Origin of the sequence: Duganella sp. Root1480D1, from assembly GCF_001427305.1 — a bacterium.
Taxonomy (GTDB): domain Bacteria; phylum Pseudomonadota; class Gammaproteobacteria; order Burkholderiales; family Burkholderiaceae_D; genus Rugamonas.
Genome location: NZ_LMFZ01000045.1, coordinates 241,841 through 260,471, shown reverse-complemented (window position 1 = coordinate 260,471; position 18,631 = coordinate 241,841). Strand labels below are relative to the sequence as shown.

The following is an 18,631-nucleotide window of genomic DNA, read 5'->3' as shown; positions in this document are numbered from 1 at the left end:
AGAGATGGGAAATGTGAGTTTTGGAGAGAATTTAAACGACGTTCTGATGCTTTTCGGTGCCAATATGCAAAAAAATGTTGCTGCGGGGATAAGGTTTATATCCCGGCGGGGGCCTGTTCGTTTATAATCGCCGGCTTCCTCCAGATTTCCGATAGTTCACCAAAGTGCGCACCCAGGGCATTAGTTTTTCAATCCTCAGGCATTCCGCATGGGCGCCGGGCGTAATCACGCCTGAAGCCTGGCAGGCCTGGGCGCAAGCACCGTTTGCGATCCGCGCGGGCGAGGAGCCTGGCGTCAAGGCCATGCCGGCCATGCTGCGCCGCCGTGCCGGCTTCCTCGGCAAAATGGCGCTGGAAGTGGCTTACGACTGCCTGGGCGGGCGCAGCGATGTTGCAACCGTTTTCTGTTCGCGCCATGGCGACGTGGGGCGTGCGGTTGAATTGCTGTCCGACCTGGCGCGCGGCGAGCCGCTGTCGCCAATGGCGTTCGGCATGGCGGTGCACAACGCGATCCCGGGCTTGTTCAGCATCGCGCGCAGCGATCGCGCCAATTACACTGCGCTGGCCTCGGGCAGCGCCTCGGTCGAACACGCGCTGATCGAAGCTTGCGGCTTGCTGGCTGATGGGGCACCGATGGTTTTGCTGGTGGCCTGCGATTGCCCGCTGCCGGAATTGTTTACGCCGTTCGAAGAATGCGAAGAGCAGCCGCACGCATGGGCATGGCTGATTGCGCCGGCCGGCGACGATGCGATCCGGCTCGAATGGGAGCAGTGCGCAGAGGCGCCTGCGGCAAATATGCCGGGCAGCCTTGAAGTGGCGGCTTTCCACGCCAGCGGTGCGCGCAAGCTGGAACGCTGCGACGGCCGCTTGCGCTGGATCTGGAGCCGTGATGCTTGATCGGTATTGGCGGATTTTTGTCACGGGGCTGAGCTTCGTGGTCTTTGGCGTCGGCGGGATCGTGCTGGGGCTTTTCGTGTTCCCGGTGATGAACCTGGCGATACGGGACCGGCAGCGCCGCGTCAATGCAGCGCGCACAGTGATCCGCGGCGCGTTCCGCGTCTACATCGACATGATGCGGGCGATCGGTGTGCTGCGCTATGAAGTGCGCGGGCTGGAAAAGCTGGAGCGCGGCGGCATGCTGATCCTGGCCAACCACCCGACGCTGCTCGATACCGTGTTCCTGATGGCTTTTGTGAAGAACGCCGATTGCATCGTCAAAGGCGCGCTGTGGAACAACCCGTTCACGCGCGGCCCGGTGCGGGGGGCGGGTTATATCAATAACGAAGGCGGCGCGGAGCTGGTGGACGAATGCATCGCTTCGCTGGAACGCGGCAACAACCTGATTATTTTCCCGGAAGGGACGCGCACGCCGAAGGATGGCGTGATCAGCATGAAGCGCGGCGCCGCCAATATTGCCGTGCGCGGCGGGCGCGACATAACCCCGATACTGCTGCAATGCGACCCGCCCACGCTGCACAAGGGCGAAAAGTGGTGGCGCGTGCCGTCGCGCCGCTTCCTGATCCAGATCGACGTGCAGGATGATTTGGCGGTTGCGCGATTTACGGAGGGCGCCAGCGATGTGATGGCAGCGCGCCAATTGACCGACTTCTTACAAAATTATTTTGCCGGAAAGTGCCAAAGCAATGCTTGAACTCGAAGTGAAACAACTGATCATCGATGCCCTCCAACTGGAAGACATCACACCGGATGATATTGATAGCGCCGCGCCGCTGTTCATCGAAGGCCTGGGCCTGGATTCGATCGACGCGCTGGAACTGGGCGTCGCCTTGCAGAAGAAATACGGCATTTCGCTCTCCGCCGATTCGGAGGAGACCCGCCGCCATTTCGCCTCGGTGCAGGCGCTGGCGGCGATGATTGAAAGCCACAGACAGAAATAAAACAACGTAGGGGTGAAAGATGATTGATTTGAAAGAAATGAGCAAAGACCAGTTGCAAGCCTGGGTGGTCGACCTGCTCGCTGACATGTTTGAACTGGACAAGTCGGAACTGACCGCGGAATCCAACCTGTACGCAGACCTGGATATCGACAGCATTGATGCGGTCGACCTGGCCGTGAAGCTGAAACAGCTCACCGGCCAACGCCTGCAACCGGAAGTGTTCAAGACCATCCGTACCATCGGTGACGTGGTGGAGGCGCTGGCCGGCAAGACGGAGCAGGTTGCGTAAGTACGATGAGGATGAGTGTTCTGGCGGCAGCGATTACCCTGCTGTATCCATTGGCGATCTGGTTTGGCCACGGCCGCATCGAGCCGCGCTGGCTGGCCGGCTTGCTGCTGGTGGCGGCCCTCTCGCGGCTGCCGGCGCTGAAGCTGAACGGCGTTGCGCGCTGGTCGGTAGCGGGTGCACTGGTACTGGTGGCGGCGGCCATCTGGAGCAATATGCTGCTGCCGTTGAAACTGTACCCGGTGCTGGTAAGCGCCGCGCTGCTGGCCGCTTTCGCCTACAGCCTCACCACGCCGATGTCGGCCGTCGAGCGCATGGCACGCCTGCGCGGCGAGGATTTCCCGGCGGTGGCCCAGGCCTATATGCGCAAGGTGACCCAGGTCTGGTGCGGGTTCTTTGTGATCAACGGCGCGATTGCTTTCGGCACCGCGCTGTGGGCGCCGGAAGCCGTGTGGTCGCTGTACACCGGTGTGATTTCCTATGCGCTGATGGCGCTGTTGTTTGGCGCAGAGTATCTGGTGCGCCTGCGTTTCAAGCGCTTGCATAATGTCTGACCGTATCGAAAATCTGTACGCCGCCATTGCGGCGCGCCCGGCCGATGCATTGGCCGGCTGGCGCGCGGGGCAGGGCGTCGACAATGCGCAGTTGCTGGCCCGTGTGCGCGACTGGCACGCCTTGCTGCGCGCGCAGGCTGGCAGCAACTTTGCGCTGTTCCTCGAAGATAGTATTGAATTTGCCGCGGCGCTGCTGGGCGCCTGGCACGCGGGCAAGACCATCTGGCTGAGCGCGGATACGCTGCCGGCCAGTTGCGCAGCACTGCGCGGTGCGGTGGATGGTTTCCTCGGCGAGTTTCCAGCCAGCCTGGCGCCGCTGCAAGCCGCAGCGGCCGGCGCCATGGCCAAGGAAGCGGCCTTTGCCGCGCTCGACCCGGATATGCCGGCTTTGGTCGTGTTCACCTCCGGCAGCACCGGCGCGGCGCAAGCTATTCCAAAAAAGCTCTCGCAGATTGCGAGCGAAGTTGCGACACTGGAGGAACTGTTCGGCGCGCGCGCCGGCAATGCCGCGGTGCTGGCGACGGTGTCGCACCAGCATATCTACGGCTTGCTGTTCAAAGTCCTGTGGCCGCTGGCTTGCGGGCGCGCAGTTCACGCCGCCAGCATCGTCTATCCTGAAGAACTGCTGCCGGCCATGGCAGCGGGGCCATGCCTGCTGGTGGCCAGCCCGGCGCACCTTAAACGCCTGCCTGTGCACCTGGACTGGAGCGCTGCGGCAGCCATGCTGCGCGGCGTGTTCTCGTCGGGCGGCCCGCTGGTGGCCGATGCTGCGCTGGCGACAGGCGCCTTGCTTGGACAGGTGCCGGTCGAAGTCTACGGCAGTTCCGAAACCGGCGGCGTGGCCTGGCGCCAGCGCCGCGATATTGGCGACGACGCGTGGCTTCCGTTTCCGACTGTGGCGTGGCGCGTCCATGAGGAAGACGCCACCCTGGCAGTCCGTTCGCCGCACCTTGCCGACGACAACTGGCTTGCGCTGGCGGACCGTGTGGCGGCTACTGATGGCGGCTTCCGTCTGCTAGGCCGCAGCGACCGCATCGTCAAGATTGAAGAGAAGCGCGTTTCCCTGGACGCGATGGAAGCAGCGCTGCTGGCATGCGGGCTGGCTGCCGAAGCGCGCGTGGCGCTGTGCGATCCCGTGCCGGGCGAGCGCCAGCGCCTGGCCGCTTTCGTGGTGCCAAGCGCAGAGGGCCGTGCCTTGCTGGACCAGCAGGGCAAACAGGCGCTGAATGCACGCCTGCGCGCGGTATTGGCCGGCGTAGTGGATGCGGTTGCCTTGCCGCGCCGCTGGCGCTACCTGGACCAGATGCCGGTCAATGCGCAGGGCAAGCTCACGCTGGCCGCCTTGCTCGCATTGCCGGGCGACGAGCGTCCGCGTTTTCCACTGGTACGCGAACTGGAAAGCGAAGCAGGGCGCGTGCTGCTGGAGATCACAGCGCCGGCCCGGCTGCTGTATTTCGATGGACACTTTGATGTGGCGCCTATCCTGCCCGGCGTGGTGCAGGTGGAGTGGGCCATCCACTATGGCCGCCAGTATTTCCCGCTGCCGCCCCAATTCAAGGGCTTGAACCAGCTCAAGTTCCAGCAGGTGATCTCGCCGGAAAAGCCGGTGCACCTGGAACTGGCATATGACGCGGCCAAGCACAGCCTGCGTTTCAGCTACAGTTCCACGATGGGCCAGCATTCGAGTGGCCGCATTATGCTGGGAGGCAGCCATGCCTGATTTCAAACCCTGCATCGTGGTGCCGGTGTATAACCACGAACATGCCATCGGCACTGTGCTGGAAGGCTTGCTGCGCCACGAGGTGCCCGTGATCCTGGTCGACGACGGCAGTTGCGCTTCCTGCGCCGCCGTACTGGATGCGCTGGCGTCGCAGCACGGCGAACGCGTCGCGCTGGAACGCCTGCCGCGCAACCAGGGCAAGGGCGTGGCGGTGCTGTCCGGCTTCCGCCGCGCAGGGCAACTCGGCTACAGCCACGCAGTGCAGATCGATGCGGACGGCCAGCACCAGACGGCCGATGTGCCGAAATTCCTGGAGCAGGCCGCGGCCCATCCTGCTGCCGTGGTATCGGGCTACCCGATCTACGACGAATCGGTGCCCAAGGCGCGCCTGTATGGCCGCTACGCCACCCATATCTGGGTCTGGATCAATACGCTGTCGTTCGAGATCAAGGATTCCATGTGCGGCTTCCGGGTTTATCCGGTGGCGGCGGTCAATGCGCTCGCTGCGCGCCAGGCCATCGGTTCGCGCATGAATTTCGACACCGACATCATCGTGCGCCTGTTCTGGGCCGGCCTCAGGGTGGTGAACGTGGCAACCCGCGTCTCTTATCCGGTGGACGGCGTATCGCATTTCCGCGTCTGGCGCGACAACGTGCTGATCACCCGCATGCACACGGTGCTGTTCTTCGGCATGCTGCCGCGCATCCCAAAACTGCTGGCGCGGAAATGGCGGGCACAATGAGCGCGCGCGGCTTGCACTGGGCATCGATCAACGAAGTAAGCTTCGTGGCCGGCATGCGCCTGATGTTCTGGATTTTCCGCGTGTTCGGCCGCTGGCCGTTCCGCCTGGTCCTGTATCCGGTGCTGGCGTGGTACGTGATGGCCAAGCCGCTGCCGCGCCGCGCTTCGCGGGAGTACCTGCAGCGCGTCGCAGGCCATACTTCCACCGAGCCGGCAGGCGTGATGCGCCATTTCAGCGCCTTTGGCGAAAGCATTCTCGACAAAATGCTGCTGTGGGGCGGTCTGTTCGACTTCAATTCGGTCGAGCTGCATGGCGGCGAACTGATTACCGATGCGGTGGCGGCGGGACGCGGCGGCTTGCTGGTGTGCGCCCACCTCGGCAACCTTGAGCTGTGCCGCGTGCTGTCGCGCCAGCGCCACGACATCAAGCTGACGGTGCTGGTCCACACCAAGCATGCGCAAGCCTTCAACGCCATGCTGGGGCGCCTGAATCCGGAGAGCCAGCTTAACCTGCTGCAGGTGACCGAGATGTCGCCCGCCACCGCGATGATGCTGTCGGAGCGTGTGGCGCGCGGCGAGTTCGTGGTGATCGCCGGCGACCGCATTCCGGTATCCCTGAATCCTCGCGTGGCGGTGGCTGACTTTATCGGCGCCCCGGCCGCGTTCCCGATTGGCCCGCATATGCTGGCCAGCATCCTTCAATGCCCGGTCTACCTGTTGTTCTCGGTGCGCCGGGGCAGCCGTTCGGAAGTGCATTTCGAGCACTTCCGCGACCAGGTGCGCATCCCGCGCCAGGGGCGCGAAGCCGCACTACAAGTGCTGGCCGCCGATTACGCCCGCCGGCTCGAACACCACACCCTGCGCGCGCCGCTGCAGTGGTTCAATTTCTACGATTTCTGGCATTTACCTGAACTGGAACACAACGATGCATCTCGCTGACATCGCCCAACTGAACAACCCACAGCGCACCGTGCGCTTTGACCGGGACAACCTGTCGATTGAAGACATCGTCGATATCGCGCACGGCCGCGCGGCCGCCGTGCTGTCGGACGATCCTGAATTCCGCTCCGCCATTGAGCGCGGCGCCAACTTCCTTGACCGCCTGCTGCGCGAGGACGGCACCATCTATGGCGTGACCACCGGCTATGGCGATTCATGCACCGTCACGGTGCCGCCGGAGCTGGTGCCGGACCTGCCGCATCACCTGTACACCTATCACGGCGTGGGCCTGGGCGAGTACTTCACGCCGGCGCAGTCGCGCGCCATCCTGGCCTCGCGCCTGGCTTCGCTGAGCAAAGGCTTCTCCGGCGTCAGCGTTGAACTGCTGCTGCAGATTACCCGCCTGCTGGATGCCGGCCTGCTGCCGCTGATCCCTTCCGAAGGTTCGGTCGGCGCCTCGGGCGACCTGACGCCGCTGTCCTACCTGGCCGCCGTATTGTGCGGCGAGCGCGAAGTGTGGCGCAACGGCGAGCAGGTGCCTGCCGCCCAGGCGCTGCAGGAAGCCGGCATCACCCCGCTGCGCCTGCGCCCGAAGGAAGGCCTGGCCATCATGAACGGCACCGCCGTCATGACTGCGCTGGCTTGCCTGGCCTACGACCGCGCCGACTACCTGGCCAAACTGTGCACCCGCATCACCGCCATGGCGTCGTTTGCGATGGACGGCAACGCCCACCATTTCGACGAGGTGCTGTTCTCGGCCAAGCCGCATCCGGGCATGCAGCAGGTGGCCGCCTGGCTGCGCATCGACCTGCCGACCGACCAGTGGGAACGCAACGGCAAGCGCTTGCAGGACCGCTACTCGATCCGCTGCGCGCCGCACGTGATCGGGGTCCTGGCCGACACCATGCCGATGTTCCGCCAATTGATCGAAAACGAGCTGAATAGCGCCAACGACAACCCGCTGGTGGACGTCGAGAACGAACGCATCCTGCACGGGGGCCATTTCTACGGCGGCCATATCGCTTTCGCCATGGACGGCATGAAGAATGCAGTGGCCAACCTGGCCGACCTGCTGGACCGCCAGATGGCGCTGCTGGTCGACGCCCGCTACAACCACGGCCTGCCGGCCAACCTGTCCGGCGCGGTAGGCGCGCGCGCCCCGATCAACCATGGCCTGAAAGCACTGCAGATCAGCGCCTCGGCGTGGACGGCGGAAGCGCTGAAGGCCACCATGCCGGCGTCGGTATTCTCGCGTTCGACCGAATGCCACAACCAGGACAAGGTCAGCATGGGCACCATTGCCGCGCGCGACTGCCTGCGCGTATTGGACCTGACCGAGCAAGTGGTGGCAGCCTTGCTGCTCACCGTGCGCCAGGGTGTGTGGCTGCGCTGCCGCGACCACCAGGGCGTGCTGCCGGAAAGCCCGCTGGCCGCGATGCAGCAAGCGCTGGCCGCCGACGTCGCGCCGGTTGAAGAAGACCGCCGCCTGGAGCCCGACCTGCGCCTGATGCTGGAGCGCATCCGCAGCAAGGCATGGAAGCTGTATGCGTAAGCACAAGCAGAGCCGCTGGTTCGCCGAAGTGGAGATCCAGGTGCAGTTTTTCGACCTGGATCCGATGGAAATCGTCTGGCACGGCAATTACGTCAAGTACCTGGAAATCGTGCGCTGTGCCTTGCTCGACAAGATCGATTACAACTACCCGCAGATGAAGGAGTCGGGCTACGCCTGGCCGGTGATCGACATGCAGCTGCGCTACGTCAACCCGGCGGTCTTCGGCCAGAAGCTGAAGCTGCGCGCCGACCTGGTCGAGTGGGAAAACCGCATGAAGATCGACTACCTGATCTGCGACGCGGAAACCGGCCAGCGCCTGAACCGCGCCAGCACCACCATGGTGGCCGTCGACATCGCGACCAGGGAAATGTGCTTCGCCTCGCCGCCGGTACTGTTTGAAAAACTGGGGATTGAACCAGCATGAAAAAAATCTTTGCAATCGCCCTGGCGCTGGCCGCTGCGGGCAGCGCGCAGGCCGCCGTGCCAAGCGCGAAAATCCAGGCAATGCTGGCCAAGCCTGCTGTGATGTGCGGCCGTTTCGACCAGACCAAGCAACTGGCAGGCATGAAAAAACCGCTGGCATCGGAAGGCCGTTTCTGCGTCATCGCCGGCAAGGGCGTGCTGTGGCGCACCCTGAAGCCGTTCCCGAACACGCTGCGCCTGACCCGTGAAGAAATCGTCAACTACCAGGGCGAGCGCGTGGCCATGCGACTGGATGCGAAGACCGAGCCGACCGTGCGCATGATTAACAATGTGCTGTTCTCGCTGCTGTCAGGCGACCTGGGCCAGCTCGATACGCTGTTTGAAGGCGAGGGCAGCGTGGACGCCAATAGCTGGAACGTGGCGCTCAAGCCGCGCCAGGCGGCGCTGGAAAAAGCCATCGGCACCATCAAGCTGGAAGGCGGCAGCTACGTCAAGCAGATCGTGATGAACGAAGCCAGCGGCGACCGCACCACCATCGTGTTCTCCGCCATCCAGACCGGCGAAGCCGCGATGAGCAAGGAAGAGGCGGCGCTGTTTTGACGCAAACCCGAAAAATCGCGTGGCTGTGGGCCCTGGTGGCCTGCCTGCTGCTGGGCCATAACGCCACGCTGTGGCTGGTCCAGCGCATCGTGCCGGATGCCGACATCATGGCGCTGCTGCCGGTGCAGGAGCGCGACCCGGTGCTGCAGGCTTCGTTCGGCCATATGGTCGATGCGGCGCAGCAGCGCGTGCTGGTGCTGGCCGGCGCCGCCGAATGGGATGATGCGCGCCGCGCCGCCGATGCCTACCAGGCCGTGCTCGAGACGCGCAAGGATCTGTTCGAAGCGACCCCGATCAATGAACAGACCCAGAACGACTGGCTTGGCCTGTTCCAGCGCCATCGACTGGCGCTGCTGACCGCGCAGCAGGAGCAGCAACTGCGCGAGCAGCCGTCGCAGTTCTGGCTGGAGTCGGCGCTGGCCAGGCTGTACGCGCCTTTCGGCGGACCGAAACTCGGCTCCTGGCAGGACGACCCATATGGCCTGTTTGCCGGCTGGGTGCAGGAGCGCGCGCAGGAAACGCCGGTGCGGCCGCGCGACGGCCACCTGTTTGTCGCCGATGCGCAGCGCCAGTACGTGCTGCTGCCGCTGACGCTGAAAGTGCCGGCATTGTCGATGACTGCGCAGGAAACCGTGCTGCCTTTGCTGCAGCAGGCGGCTGCGGCGGCCCGCAAGGCCGCGCCGCAAGTGGAGTTGATCCAGGCAGGCGTCATCCTGCATGCGGCGAACGCCAGCGCCCAGGCCAGCGGCGAGATGTCGACCATCGGCATCGGCTCCCTGGCCGGCATCATCCTGCTGACATGGTTCTCGTTCCGCTCCTTCAAGCCTATCGTGCTGATCCTGCTGTCGATCGGCATCGGCTGCCTTGGTGCGTTGTCGGTGTGCTGGCTGCTGTTCGGCCGCATCCACCTGCTGACGCTGGTGTTCGGCGCCAGCCTGATTGGCGTGGCGCAGGACTATGGCATCTACTTCCTGTGCAACCGGCTGGCCGCCGATGAAAAACTGGATTCCCCGGCGCTGCTCAAGCGCCTGCTGCCGGGCCTCGGCCTGACATTACTGGCCGCCGTGATCGGATACACCGGCCTGGCGCTGACGCCGTTCCCCGGCTTGCGCCAGATGGCGGTGTTCTCAGCCCTCGGGCTGGTGTTTGCCTGGTTTACCGTGGTGTGCTGGTTCCCGGCGCTAATCAACGGCCGCACCTTGCGCAGCGGCGCGCTGGCCCGCCATTACGGCGCGGCCTTGCAGCGCTGGCCGCTGTGGCGCGCCAGCCGCAGCTCGTTAGCGGCGGCAGCAGTATTTGCCGTGCTGGCTGCCTGGGGTATCAGCCGCCTCGGCGCCAACGACGATATCCGCCTGCTGCAGAATCCACCGAAGCACCTGGTGGCCGACCAGCTCAAGTTGGGCAAGCTGCTGGACGCGCCAACGCCGGTGCAGTACTTCCTGGTGCGCGGCGATTCGGCGGAACAGGTGCTGCAGCGCGAGGAAGAATTGAAAGCGCGCCTGGACCGGCATATTGCCGCGCAGCGCCTGGGCGGCTACCAGGCCATGTCGAACTGGGTGCCGTCGGCGCGCACGCAAGCTGCGCGCCGTGCGCTGGTGGAACAGAAACTGCTGGCCGATGACGGCCCGCTGCAAGGCCTGGCGGCCCAGGCGAGCGAAGACCGGCAATGGATCGCCGCCACCCGCAATGGGCTGCTGGCGGCAGGCCAGCCGCTGATGCTGGACGAATTCCTGGCTTCCCCGGCCAGCGAACCGTGGCGCCATCTGTGGCTCGGCGAGCAGAAGGGCGTGTATGCCAGCATCGTGGCCTTGCGCGGCATGGACAACAAGGCCGCGAAGCAGGTGATGCTGGCGGCCGATGGCGTGCAGGGCGTGCAATGGGTCGACAAGGTCGCCGAGATTTCGTCGGTGCTGGGCCGCTACCGCGCTTACATGGGTTGGGTGGTGTTTGGCGCCTACGTTGTCGTGTTCGGCATGCTGTTCCACCGCTATCGCGGCCGCACCTGGCGCGTGTTGGCGCCAACTGCACTGGCCAGCATCGCCACGCTGGCCATGCTGGGCTTTGCCTCGCAAAGCCTGCAATTATTCCACGTGCTGGCGCTGATGCTACTGCTCGGCGTCGGTGTCGACTATGGCATCTTCATGCAGGAACACCCGGACCGCAGCGACCGCACGCCGTGGCTGGCGGTGGGCATGTCGGCGGCCAATACGATCCTGTCGTTTGGCCTGCTGGGGCTCAGTGCGACGCCGGCACTGCAGGCGTTTGGCCTGACGATGCTGCTGGGGACCTCGCTGGTGTGGATGTTGGTCCCATGTTTTGGTACTGTGAAGGAAATCAAGAATGTTTAATGCGATGCCGCGCCTGGCCGTTGCCGCTTGCGCACTGCTGCTGGCAGCTTGCGCCGCCACGCCACAGCAGCCGCCTGCCCGCCTCGGCTTGAAACTGGCGCCGGCGGCGCTTGGCACTTCGCTGAGTGTGCAACAACACCTGAAGGTGGAACGCAATGGCCGCACCGACGACCTGGACGTCGCCTTGCAGGTGGAACCGGAGGCGGTGGACGTGGTCGGGCTGGCATTTGGCCAGCGCGTGCTGTCGCTGCATTACGACGGCAAGGCATTAAGCTCGTGGCGCCACGTCATGTTGCCGGCCCAGGTGCGTGCCGAAGACGTGCTGGAAGATATCCAGCTTACCCTGTGGCCGGCCGACGCCGTGGCTGCCGCCTTGCCTGCCGGCTGGCGCGTGGCCGAGCAAGGCCGCTTGCGGACGCTGTACCTGGACGAGGCGCCTGTGATGCAAATTACTTACAGCGACGCGCAGCGCTGGAATGGTACCGTGGTGTTGGAAAACCTGCGCTACCACTATAAGCTGACGATCCAGTTCGCGGCGAATGCGGACTGAGTACGAGGGCGAGCAATGTCGAAGATTTACCTGAATGAGTGCGGCATCATCTGTGCGCTGGGCGAAGGCCAGGCGCAGGTGAAGGCACGGCTGTATGCCGGCGAGCCTGGCGTGGCCGCTACCAGCCGCTGGTCGAAAGGCCGGGAGCTGGCCCTGGGCGCCGTTCCGGGCGAGCTGCCGCCGGTGGCGCACCTGCCGGCGCACCTTCGCAGCCGCAATAACGCGCTGGTCCTGGCGGCGCTGGCGCAGATCCGGCCGGCGGTGCAGGCAGCAGTCGCGCGCCACGGGGCAAGCCGCGTCGGCGTGGTGGTTGGCACCAGTACTTCCGGCATCGGTGAAACGGAGCAGGCCCTGGCCCACCAGGTGGCAGATGGCGCATTGCCTGAAGAATTCAGCTATCGCACGCAGGAAATGGGTTCGCCGGCCGAGCTGCTGGCTCTGGAGCTGGGCCTGGAAGGTCCCGCCTACGTGCATTCCACCGCCTGCTCTTCGGCCGCCAAGGCGATGGCCAGCGCAGCACGCATGATCCGCATGGGCCTGTGCGATGCCGTGGTAACCGGCGGCGCCGATTCGCTGTGCGCGTTTACCGTGGCCGGCTTCTCCTCGCTGGAATCGGTCAGCGCTGGCCAGTGCAAGCCGATGAGCGCGAACCGCAAGGGCATCAATATCGGCGAGGGCGCAGCCTTGTTCCTGATGGAAGCCACGCCTTCCGGACCGCGATCGGTGGAACTGATGGGCTGGGGCGAGTCGTCCGACGGCCACCATATTTCCGCGCCGGACCCGGAAGGTGCCGGAGCGCGGCTGGCTTTCGAGCAGGCCTTGCGCCGTGCCAGCGTGGCAGCGAACCAGGTCGACTACATCAATATGCACGGCACCGCGACGCCGCAGAACGATGCCATGGAATCGCGCGTGATCGCGGCCCTGTTCGGCAATGAAGTGCCGGTCAGCTCGACCAAGCCGTTTACCGGCCACACGCTGGGCGCGGCGGCCGCCGTTGAAGCGGCGCTGTGCTGGCTCGCCATGCAGGACGATAATGCACAGGGACGCCTGCCGCCGCACCTGTGGGACGGCGCAGCCGATCCGGCGCTGCCGGCGCTGAACCTGGTGCCGCCAGGCGCCACGCTGGGCCGGCCTTTGCGCCGCGTGGTGAGCAGCTCCTTTGCGTTCGGCGGTTCGAACGCCGTGCTGCTGCTGGGGAGGCCGGAATGAACATGCCCGATATCCGCAAACTGGTTCCGCATTCGGGCCAGATGGTGCTGTTGGACCGTGCCCTGGCGGCTGACGCCGACCACCTGTCTGCCGAAGTGCGGATTCATGAAGCCAGCATGCTGGCCGGCGCCGACGGTGTCGGCTCCTGGGTGGGCATCGAATACATGGCGCAGGCGATCGCCGCGCACGCTGGCTGGCTCGCGCTGCAGCGGGGCGAGGAAGTCAAGGTCGGCTTCCTGCTCGGCTCGCGCAAGTACGAAGCCAATGTACCGAATTTTTCGCTGGGTAGCGTGCTGCAGGTGCACGTGCGCCGCGTGCTGCAGTCCGATAGCGGACTGGGTGCCTTCGAATGCCGCATCGACATCACGGGCGGCATGGCCAATGCCGCCGCCGCGACGGTGACAGTGTTCCAGCCTGATAATGTCAATCAATTTCTCAAAGATGGAAACGTAGGATGAATCAGAATAAGTCCATGAGCGTGCTGGTGACGGGATCGTCGCGCGGTATCGGCAAGGCGATTGCGCTGCGCCTGGCGCGCGACGGTTACGACGTGGTGCTGCATTGCCGCAGCCAGCGCGCGGAAGCCGAGGCGGTGGCGCAGGAGATCGTGCAGATGGGCCGCGCCGCCCGCGTGCTGCAATTCGACATCAGCGACCGCGCCGCCACTGCCGCCGCGCTGGAAGCCGACATCGCGCAGCACGGCTGCTACTACGGCGTGGTCTGTAACGCCGGGGTGGCGCGTGATAATGCCTTCCCGGCCATGTCGGGGGAAGACTGGGATATCGTCCTGCAAACCAACCTGGACGGCTTTTACAACGTCCTCAATCCGCTGATCATGCCGCTGGTACAGCGCCGCAAGCCGGGCCGCATCGTCACGCTGGCTTCCGTTTCGGGCCTGATCGGCAATCGCGGCCAGGTCAATTACAGCGCCGCCAAAGCGGGCATCATTGGCGCTACCAAGGCGCTGGCGCTGGAACTGGCCAAGCGTTCCATCACCGTCAACTGCGTGGCGCCGGGCCTGATCGAAACCGACATGATCGAAGACGTGCCGATGGAAGAGGCGCTGAAGATGATTCCGGCACGCCGCGTAGGCAAACCGGAAGAGGTGGCCGCCGCGGTCAGCTTCCTGGTCGGCGAAGATGCGGGCTACATCACCCGCCAGGTTATTTCCGTCAATGGAGGCCTGGCATGAGCCGCCGCGTCGTCATTACCGGCATGGCCGGTATCAGCCCGCTGGGCAACGACTGGGCCGCAATTCGCGAACGCCTTGGCCAGTACCGCAATGCCGTGGTGCGCATGGAGGCGTGGGAAGACTATGACGGCCTGAATACCCGGCTGGGCGTGCCGGCGGCGCCGTTCGAGTTGTCCGGCCGCTACAACCGCAAGACCACCCGCAGCATGGGCCGCGTAGCGCTGATGGCAACGCGCGCCACCGAACTGGCGCTGGAAGATGCGGGACTGATCGATCATCCGTTGGTCAAGAGCGGGGATATGGGCGTATCCTTCGGTTCGTCCGCCGGCACGCCAAGCGCCATCGGCGATTTCGGCCGCATGATGGAAGAACGCACCACCAAGGGCATCAACGCCACCACCTACATCAAGATGATGGCGCACACGGCGCCGGTGAATATCGGCGTGTTCTTCGGCCTGACCGGCCGCGTGATCACCACCTCCAGCGCCTGTACTTCGGGCAGCCAGGGCATCGGCTACGCGTATGAGGCGATCAGGAGCGGCAAGCAGCTGGCCATGGTGGCCGGCGGCGCGGAAGAACTGTGCGCGACCGAAGCAGCGGTGTTCGACACCCTGTTTGCCACCAGCGTGCGCAACGACGAGGCGCAAGCCACGCCGCGCCCATTTGACCGCACTCGCGATGGCCTGGTGATCGGCGAGGGCGCCGGCTGCCTGATCCTGGAAGACCTGGAGCATGCCGAGGCGCGCGGCGCCACCATCTATGCGGAGCTGGTCGGCTTTGGCACCAATAGCGACGGCTGCCACGTGACCCAGCCCAACGCCGCCACCATGCAGCGCGCCATGGAGCTGGCCCTGCAGGACGCGGGCCTGCAAGCCTCGGACATCGGCTATATCAACGCCCACGGCACCGCGACCGCGCAGGGCGACATCGCCGAATCGCACGCCACGCTGACGGTGTTCGGCGGCGCCACGCCAATCAGCTCGCTGAAGAGCTATATGGGCCATACACTGGGTGCCTGCGGCGCGCTGGAAGCCTGGATCAGCATCGAGATGATGCGTGAAGGCTGGTTCGCGCCGACCATCAACCTGGAAGAAACCGATCCGGAGTGCGCGGCACTGGATTACATCGCTGGCAGCGGCCGCGAACTGCACTGCGATTACGTGATGTCGAACAATTTCGCCTTTGGCGGAATCAATACGTCCCTGATTTTCAAACGCTACAAATAACAAGGAAGACTAGATGAAAAAGATGATTTCCGTCGTAGTAATGTCCGCCGCAGCCGTGGCTTCTTCGGCCGCTTCGGCAGGCAACGACATACTGAAGCTCCCGATCGAAGGCGCGATGGTGGCCAACGATGCGCAAGCGCGCCTGGGCGGTTCGGTGAAGTTCTTCTTTGCCGGCCAGCCAACGCCACGCGTTGCGAGCAAGATCATGACCGACAAAACCAGCCAGCGCACCAACGGCTTTGGCAAGTCGGCTGAAAGGGCATGCAACTACGTCTTCCTGTCCGCCATGCTGCAACTGCAGAAGCGCGCGCAGGACCTGGGTGCGGATGCCGTGATCAACATCGTCAGCAACTTCAATAATGTCGAATTCGCCAGCGCTACCGAATTCGAGTGCGCCGACGGTGCTCTGATGGCCGGCGTTGCGCTGAAGGGCGATTTCGTGAAGCTGGCCAAATAAGGAGGCGCGGCGCATGGCGCGCGGGACTTTGATCTGGCTGGCCGATGCAGGCGCGCTGAGTGATACCGCCCTGCAGCGCTACCTGGCCTGGCTGACGCCGGGCGAACTGGCGCGCCATGGCCGCTTTGTGCGCGAGCAGCGCCGACGCCAGTTCGTTGCCGGCCGCGTGCTGTTGCGCATGGCGCTGGCGCCCCTGCTGCGGGTGCCGGCGCAGCAAGTGCTGCTGGAAGAACGCAATGGGCAGGCGCCGCGGCTGCTGACGCCGGTGCCGGGCGGCCCGGCGCCGGGCTTCAGCATTTCCCACAGCGGACGCTGGGTGGCCTGTGCCGTCGGCGAGGATGCGGTGGGGCTGGACATTGAAGTACGCGACCCGTCGCGCGACCTGGCTGCGCTGGCCAGGCAGGCCTTCGACGCCGATGAAATGGCGCACTGGCAGCAGATGCAGCGCTGGGAGGACGCCGACCGGGTTGAGGGATTTTACCGGCTCTGGAGCGAGAAGGAAGCGCGCATCAAGCTGGGAATGGCGGTGGGCGGCTATTGTGTCGCCGTGCCGCACGAGGAATTGTCGGTGGTGTTGTGCAGCGCAGTGAAACTGGAAAGCGTGCCGCAGCCGGTGCTGGTCACGCTGCCCTGATTACTGCTGCCAGAGCCAGTGCCACAAGCCGGGCAGCGGCGGGGCGCCGTCAGGCGTGTCGACGGTTGCGCCGAGTGCTGCGCGTTCAAGCTCGTCACGGTTGTCGTAGAAAGGCTTGTCGGCCAGCGGAATGTCGAGTTCGCGTGCCACATCGAGCAGGATCCCGAGGTATTCCTCGAAGTGGCGGGCGGTATAGCTGTTGACGTCGTGGAAAGTGACGACGACAGGCGTGGCGCCGTCGACCGCGGGCATCTCGCCGGCGGCCCAGCGTTTGCGGGTTTCCGCCAGCATCTTGAGCATGTTGGAACGCTTGTGGAAGCTGAAGTTGAAGACGTAAATGACGCCGTCCTTGGCACTCAGGTCGGTCAGCAGCATGCGCAGGCCATGGGCGCGGTAGGCTGCCAGCGTATCGGCGTCATAGGCCCAGAACGGCGGGCGCACCAGTTTGGGCGCAACGCCGGTCTCGGCCAGCAGGTCGGCGACGCCGACCTGCAAGGTCTCATCGAGCTTTTCGCGGCTCATGAGGCGGTGATTGGAATGGAAGGTCGTGGCGGAGTGCAGCGCGACCACGTGGCCTTCGGCATGTTCGCGCCGGATCAGCGCGCGGCCCCTTTCGGTGCCGCCGCCGCTCCAGGCACGGGTCTGGGTGAAGAACACGGCCTTGATGTCATCCTGGTAAGGGTTCTTTTCCAGGGTATCGAGGATGCGCGCAGTGGGATTGAAGTAGGGGGCCCAGGCTGGGCCGTCGTCGAACGTGAGCAGGAAGCGCACAGGGGCCTGGTCGGCCTGCGCTGCCGCTCCCGCTTCGACAGGAAGCAGAAGTATTGTTAAAGCAGTAAGAAGCAAGCGCAGGAGGGACACGGCAATAGGTCGGCAATATCGGTTGGCCCGATATTGTACGTGATTTGCCTGGCCGCTTCTTGCAAGCCCTTTGAATCAACTTATACAGAAAAAGAAGTTATGAGCGCTAGTTTAGATGTCGTGCAGCCGTCCGGTGAGATTCACGTTGAAGAGACGGCATTTGGCAAATGGTTCCTGCGAACCGAAACGTGGACAGTGCACGTGCTGGAACGCGCGCTGAAAGACTTGCAGCGCATGATGCCGGAAGCGCCGGAGGGTTATGGGGTAGTGGCGGACGTGGGTTGCGGTTTTGGCCGCTCATTGCCCAAGCTGCACCAGCGCTTTGCGCCGCAGCGCCTGATCGGCATGGACATCGACCCTGAGATGCTGCAGCACGCGGCCCGGGAAGTGGCTGCGCACAATGTGCAGGCCGAGTTCATCTGCTGCTCCAGCTCCAACATCAAGCTGGAAGACAATTCGGTCGACCTGCTGTTCTGCCACCAGACCTTCCATCACCTGGTCGACCAGGAAAACGCGATCCGCGAGTTCTTCCGCGTCCTCAAACCGGGCGGCGTGTTGCTGTTTGCCGAGTCGACCAAGCGTTACATCCACTCCTGGATCATCCGCCTGCTGTTCCGCCATCCCATGGATGTGCAGAAAACCGCCCCGGAATACCTGGCCATGGTGCGCGCTGCCGGTTTCAGCGTCCCGGACAGCGCGGTTTCCTACCCCTTCCTGTGGTGGAGCCGCGAAGACCTGGGATTGATGGAGCGCGTGCTGCGCATCAATCCACCGGCAGTGCGCGAGGAAACCCTGATCAACCTGGTGGCGGTCAAGCCTTAACCTTCCTGCTGCGGCGCCACGCTGCCGCAGTCGCTGCCTTTCCAGCGTGCGGTCACTTCCTGGGTAGCGTGGAAGTCGCCCGCCTGCGGGACAGGGGCGCCATTCGGGCCGGTAACCTTGCCGTCACCGACCATCTTGAAGCGCCATTCCTTGTTGTTGGCGACGACGTACTCGCCGCTGCCGTTGTAGTTGGTGCCTTGCGGTCCCATGCAGGCGGCCTTGAATTTGGCGCCGGAGCTGTTGGCGGTGATGATGTCCAGCTTGCAGCCCTGCGACGACTGCTCCATCTTGCGCTTGATTTCTTCCGTGTCGACACCCTTGGCCACTTGCGCGGGCGTCAGGCAGGTCTGCGTTGCGCCGCCGCTGCTGCCGCGACCCATTTGTTCCTGCATCTGCTTGCGCTGCTCCGGCGTCAGGCGCGCCATCATGCGTTCGCGGCCTTTGCGCATTGCTTCTTCGACGTTCTGGCCATTGATCATGGTAATGCGGGTCTCTTCCCACAGTCCCGGCGCCAGCTTGAGGGGAATCACTTCGGCGTGGCTAGTCAGGCAGATGGTGGCCAGGCCGGCGGCCAGGGCCAATGCTTTGGAATTGAACTTCATTCGATGCTCCTGTTGGGA

At 64.4% G+C, this 18,631-nt stretch carries 22 protein-coding genes; 20 read left to right on the top strand and 2 right to left on the bottom strand.

Going from position 1 to position 18,631, the window contains the following annotated elements; all coding sequences use genetic code 11:
• Window positions 1-164: 164 nt before the first annotated feature.
• From ASD58_RS24080 to ASD58_RS23990, 19 genes are read left to right on the top strand one after another with little or no spacing between them, the layout of a single operon-like run.
• Complete coding sequence (locus tag ASD58_RS24080; RefSeq protein WP_057263895.1) at window positions 165-896, top strand: beta-ketoacyl synthase chain length factor; 732 nt, start codon at window positions 165-167, stop codon at window positions 894-896.
• Complete coding sequence (locus tag ASD58_RS24075) at window positions 889-1,650, top strand: 1-acyl-sn-glycerol-3-phosphate acyltransferase (protein ID WP_057263893.1); 762 nt, start codon at window positions 889-891, stop codon at window positions 1,648-1,650. Before ASD58_RS24080 ends, ASD58_RS24075 begins: the two co-directional genes overlap by 8 nt.
• Window positions 1,643-1,897: a phosphopantetheine-binding protein gene (locus tag ASD58_RS24070; protein ID WP_057263891.1), complete on the top strand. Its 255-nt coding sequence runs from the start codon at window positions 1,643-1,645 to the stop codon at window positions 1,895-1,897. Before ASD58_RS24075 ends, ASD58_RS24070 begins: the two co-directional genes overlap by 8 nt.
• 37 nt (window positions 1,898-1,934) lie before the next feature.
• Window positions 1,935-2,186, top strand: a complete 252-nt coding sequence (locus ASD58_RS24065; RefSeq protein ID WP_057263890.1) for an acyl carrier protein — start codon at window positions 1,935-1,937, stop codon at window positions 2,184-2,186.
• 5 nt (window positions 2,187-2,191) lie between these two features.
• A complete protein-coding gene (locus ASD58_RS24060) occupies window positions 2,192-2,737 on the top strand; it encodes a hypothetical protein (protein WP_057263887.1) in 546 nt (181 codons plus the stop codon).
• On the top strand, window positions 2,730-4,457 hold the full coding sequence (locus ASD58_RS24055; protein WP_057263886.1) for an AMP-binding protein: 1,728 nt from the start codon (window positions 2,730-2,732) through the stop codon (window positions 4,455-4,457). Before ASD58_RS24060 ends, ASD58_RS24055 begins: the two co-directional genes overlap by 8 nt.
• Window positions 4,450-5,199 carry a glycosyltransferase family 2 protein gene (locus ASD58_RS24050; RefSeq protein WP_057263884.1) on the top strand — a complete coding sequence of 250 codons (750 nt, stop codon included), beginning with the start codon at window positions 4,450-4,452 and terminating at the stop codon, window positions 5,197-5,199. The genes ASD58_RS24055 and ASD58_RS24050 overlap by 8 nt, the downstream gene beginning before the upstream one ends.
• Window positions 5,184-6,137, top strand: a complete 954-nt coding sequence (locus tag ASD58_RS24045) for an acyltransferase (protein WP_057263882.1) — start codon at window positions 5,184-5,186, stop codon at window positions 6,135-6,137. The genes ASD58_RS24050 and ASD58_RS24045 overlap by 16 nt, the downstream gene beginning before the upstream one ends.
• Window positions 6,124-7,689 carry a histidine ammonia-lyase gene (gene hutH / locus ASD58_RS24040; protein ID WP_057263880.1) on the top strand — a complete coding sequence of 522 codons (1,566 nt, stop codon included), beginning with the start codon at window positions 6,124-6,126 and terminating at the stop codon, window positions 7,687-7,689. Before ASD58_RS24045 ends, hutH begins: the two co-directional genes overlap by 14 nt.
• A complete protein-coding gene (locus tag ASD58_RS24035; RefSeq protein ID WP_057263878.1) occupies window positions 7,682-8,113 on the top strand; it encodes a thioesterase family protein in 432 nt (143 codons plus the stop codon). The genes hutH and ASD58_RS24035 overlap by 8 nt, the downstream gene beginning before the upstream one ends.
• Window positions 8,110-8,712: an outer membrane lipoprotein carrier protein LolA gene (locus tag ASD58_RS24030; protein ID WP_057263876.1), complete on the top strand. Its 603-nt coding sequence runs from the start codon at window positions 8,110-8,112 to the stop codon at window positions 8,710-8,712. The genes ASD58_RS24035 and ASD58_RS24030 overlap by 4 nt, the downstream gene beginning before the upstream one ends.
• A complete protein-coding gene (locus ASD58_RS24025; RefSeq protein ID WP_057263874.1) occupies window positions 8,709-11,060 on the top strand; it encodes an MMPL family transporter in 2,352 nt (783 codons plus the stop codon). The genes ASD58_RS24030 and ASD58_RS24025 overlap by 4 nt, the downstream gene beginning before the upstream one ends.
• Window positions 11,053-11,610 (top strand): DUF3261 domain-containing protein, encoded by a 558-nt coding sequence (locus tag ASD58_RS24020; protein ID WP_057263872.1) that lies wholly within the window; start codon window positions 11,053-11,055, stop codon window positions 11,608-11,610. Before ASD58_RS24025 ends, ASD58_RS24020 begins: the two co-directional genes overlap by 8 nt.
• A gap of 15 nt (window positions 11,611-11,625) precedes the next feature.
• Window positions 11,626-12,819: a beta-ketoacyl-ACP synthase gene (locus tag ASD58_RS24015; protein WP_057263870.1), complete on the top strand. Its 1,194-nt coding sequence runs from the start codon at window positions 11,626-11,628 to the stop codon at window positions 12,817-12,819.
• On the top strand, window positions 12,816-13,277 hold the full coding sequence (locus tag ASD58_RS24010; RefSeq protein ID WP_057263868.1) for a hotdog family protein: 462 nt from the start codon (window positions 12,816-12,818) through the stop codon (window positions 13,275-13,277). Before ASD58_RS24015 ends, ASD58_RS24010 begins: the two co-directional genes overlap by 4 nt.
• Window positions 13,274-14,011, top strand: coding sequence for a 3-oxoacyl-ACP reductase FabG (fabG, locus tag ASD58_RS24005; RefSeq protein WP_057263866.1), 738 nt, complete (start codon window positions 13,274-13,276; stop codon window positions 14,009-14,011). Before ASD58_RS24010 ends, fabG begins: the two co-directional genes overlap by 4 nt.
• Window positions 14,008-15,237, top strand: a complete 1,230-nt coding sequence (locus tag ASD58_RS24000; protein WP_057263864.1) for a beta-ketoacyl-ACP synthase — start codon at window positions 14,008-14,010, stop codon at window positions 15,235-15,237. Before fabG ends, ASD58_RS24000 begins: the two co-directional genes overlap by 4 nt.
• 13 nt (window positions 15,238-15,250) lie before the next feature.
• Window positions 15,251-15,694, top strand: coding sequence for a hypothetical protein (locus ASD58_RS23995; protein WP_057263862.1), 444 nt, complete (start codon window positions 15,251-15,253; stop codon window positions 15,692-15,694).
• Window positions 15,695-15,707: 13 nt separating this feature from the next.
• Window positions 15,708-16,328 (top strand): 4'-phosphopantetheinyl transferase superfamily protein, encoded by a 621-nt coding sequence (locus tag ASD58_RS23990; RefSeq protein ID WP_057263860.1) that lies wholly within the window; start codon window positions 15,708-15,710, stop codon window positions 16,326-16,328.
• On the opposite strand, the gene ASD58_RS23985 is transcribed toward ASD58_RS23990, so the two are convergent.
• Complete coding sequence (locus ASD58_RS23985; protein ID WP_229210085.1) at window positions 16,329-17,099, bottom strand: polysaccharide deacetylase family protein; 771 nt, start codon at window positions 17,097-17,099, stop codon at window positions 16,329-16,331.
• Window positions 17,100-17,288: 189 nt separating this feature from the next.
• Here ASD58_RS23985 and ASD58_RS23980 point away from each other — a divergent pair, with 189 nt between their 5' ends.
• Window positions 17,289-18,011, top strand: coding sequence for a class I SAM-dependent methyltransferase (locus ASD58_RS23980; RefSeq protein ID WP_057263856.1), 723 nt, complete (start codon window positions 17,289-17,291; stop codon window positions 18,009-18,011).
• Here ASD58_RS23980 and ASD58_RS23975 read toward each other — a convergent pair.
• A complete protein-coding gene (locus ASD58_RS23975) occupies window positions 18,008-18,613 on the bottom strand; it encodes a DUF3617 family protein (RefSeq protein ID WP_057263854.1) in 606 nt (201 codons plus the stop codon). The genes ASD58_RS23980 and ASD58_RS23975 overlap by 4 nt on opposite strands.
• Window positions 18,614-18,631: the final 18 nt, after the last annotated feature.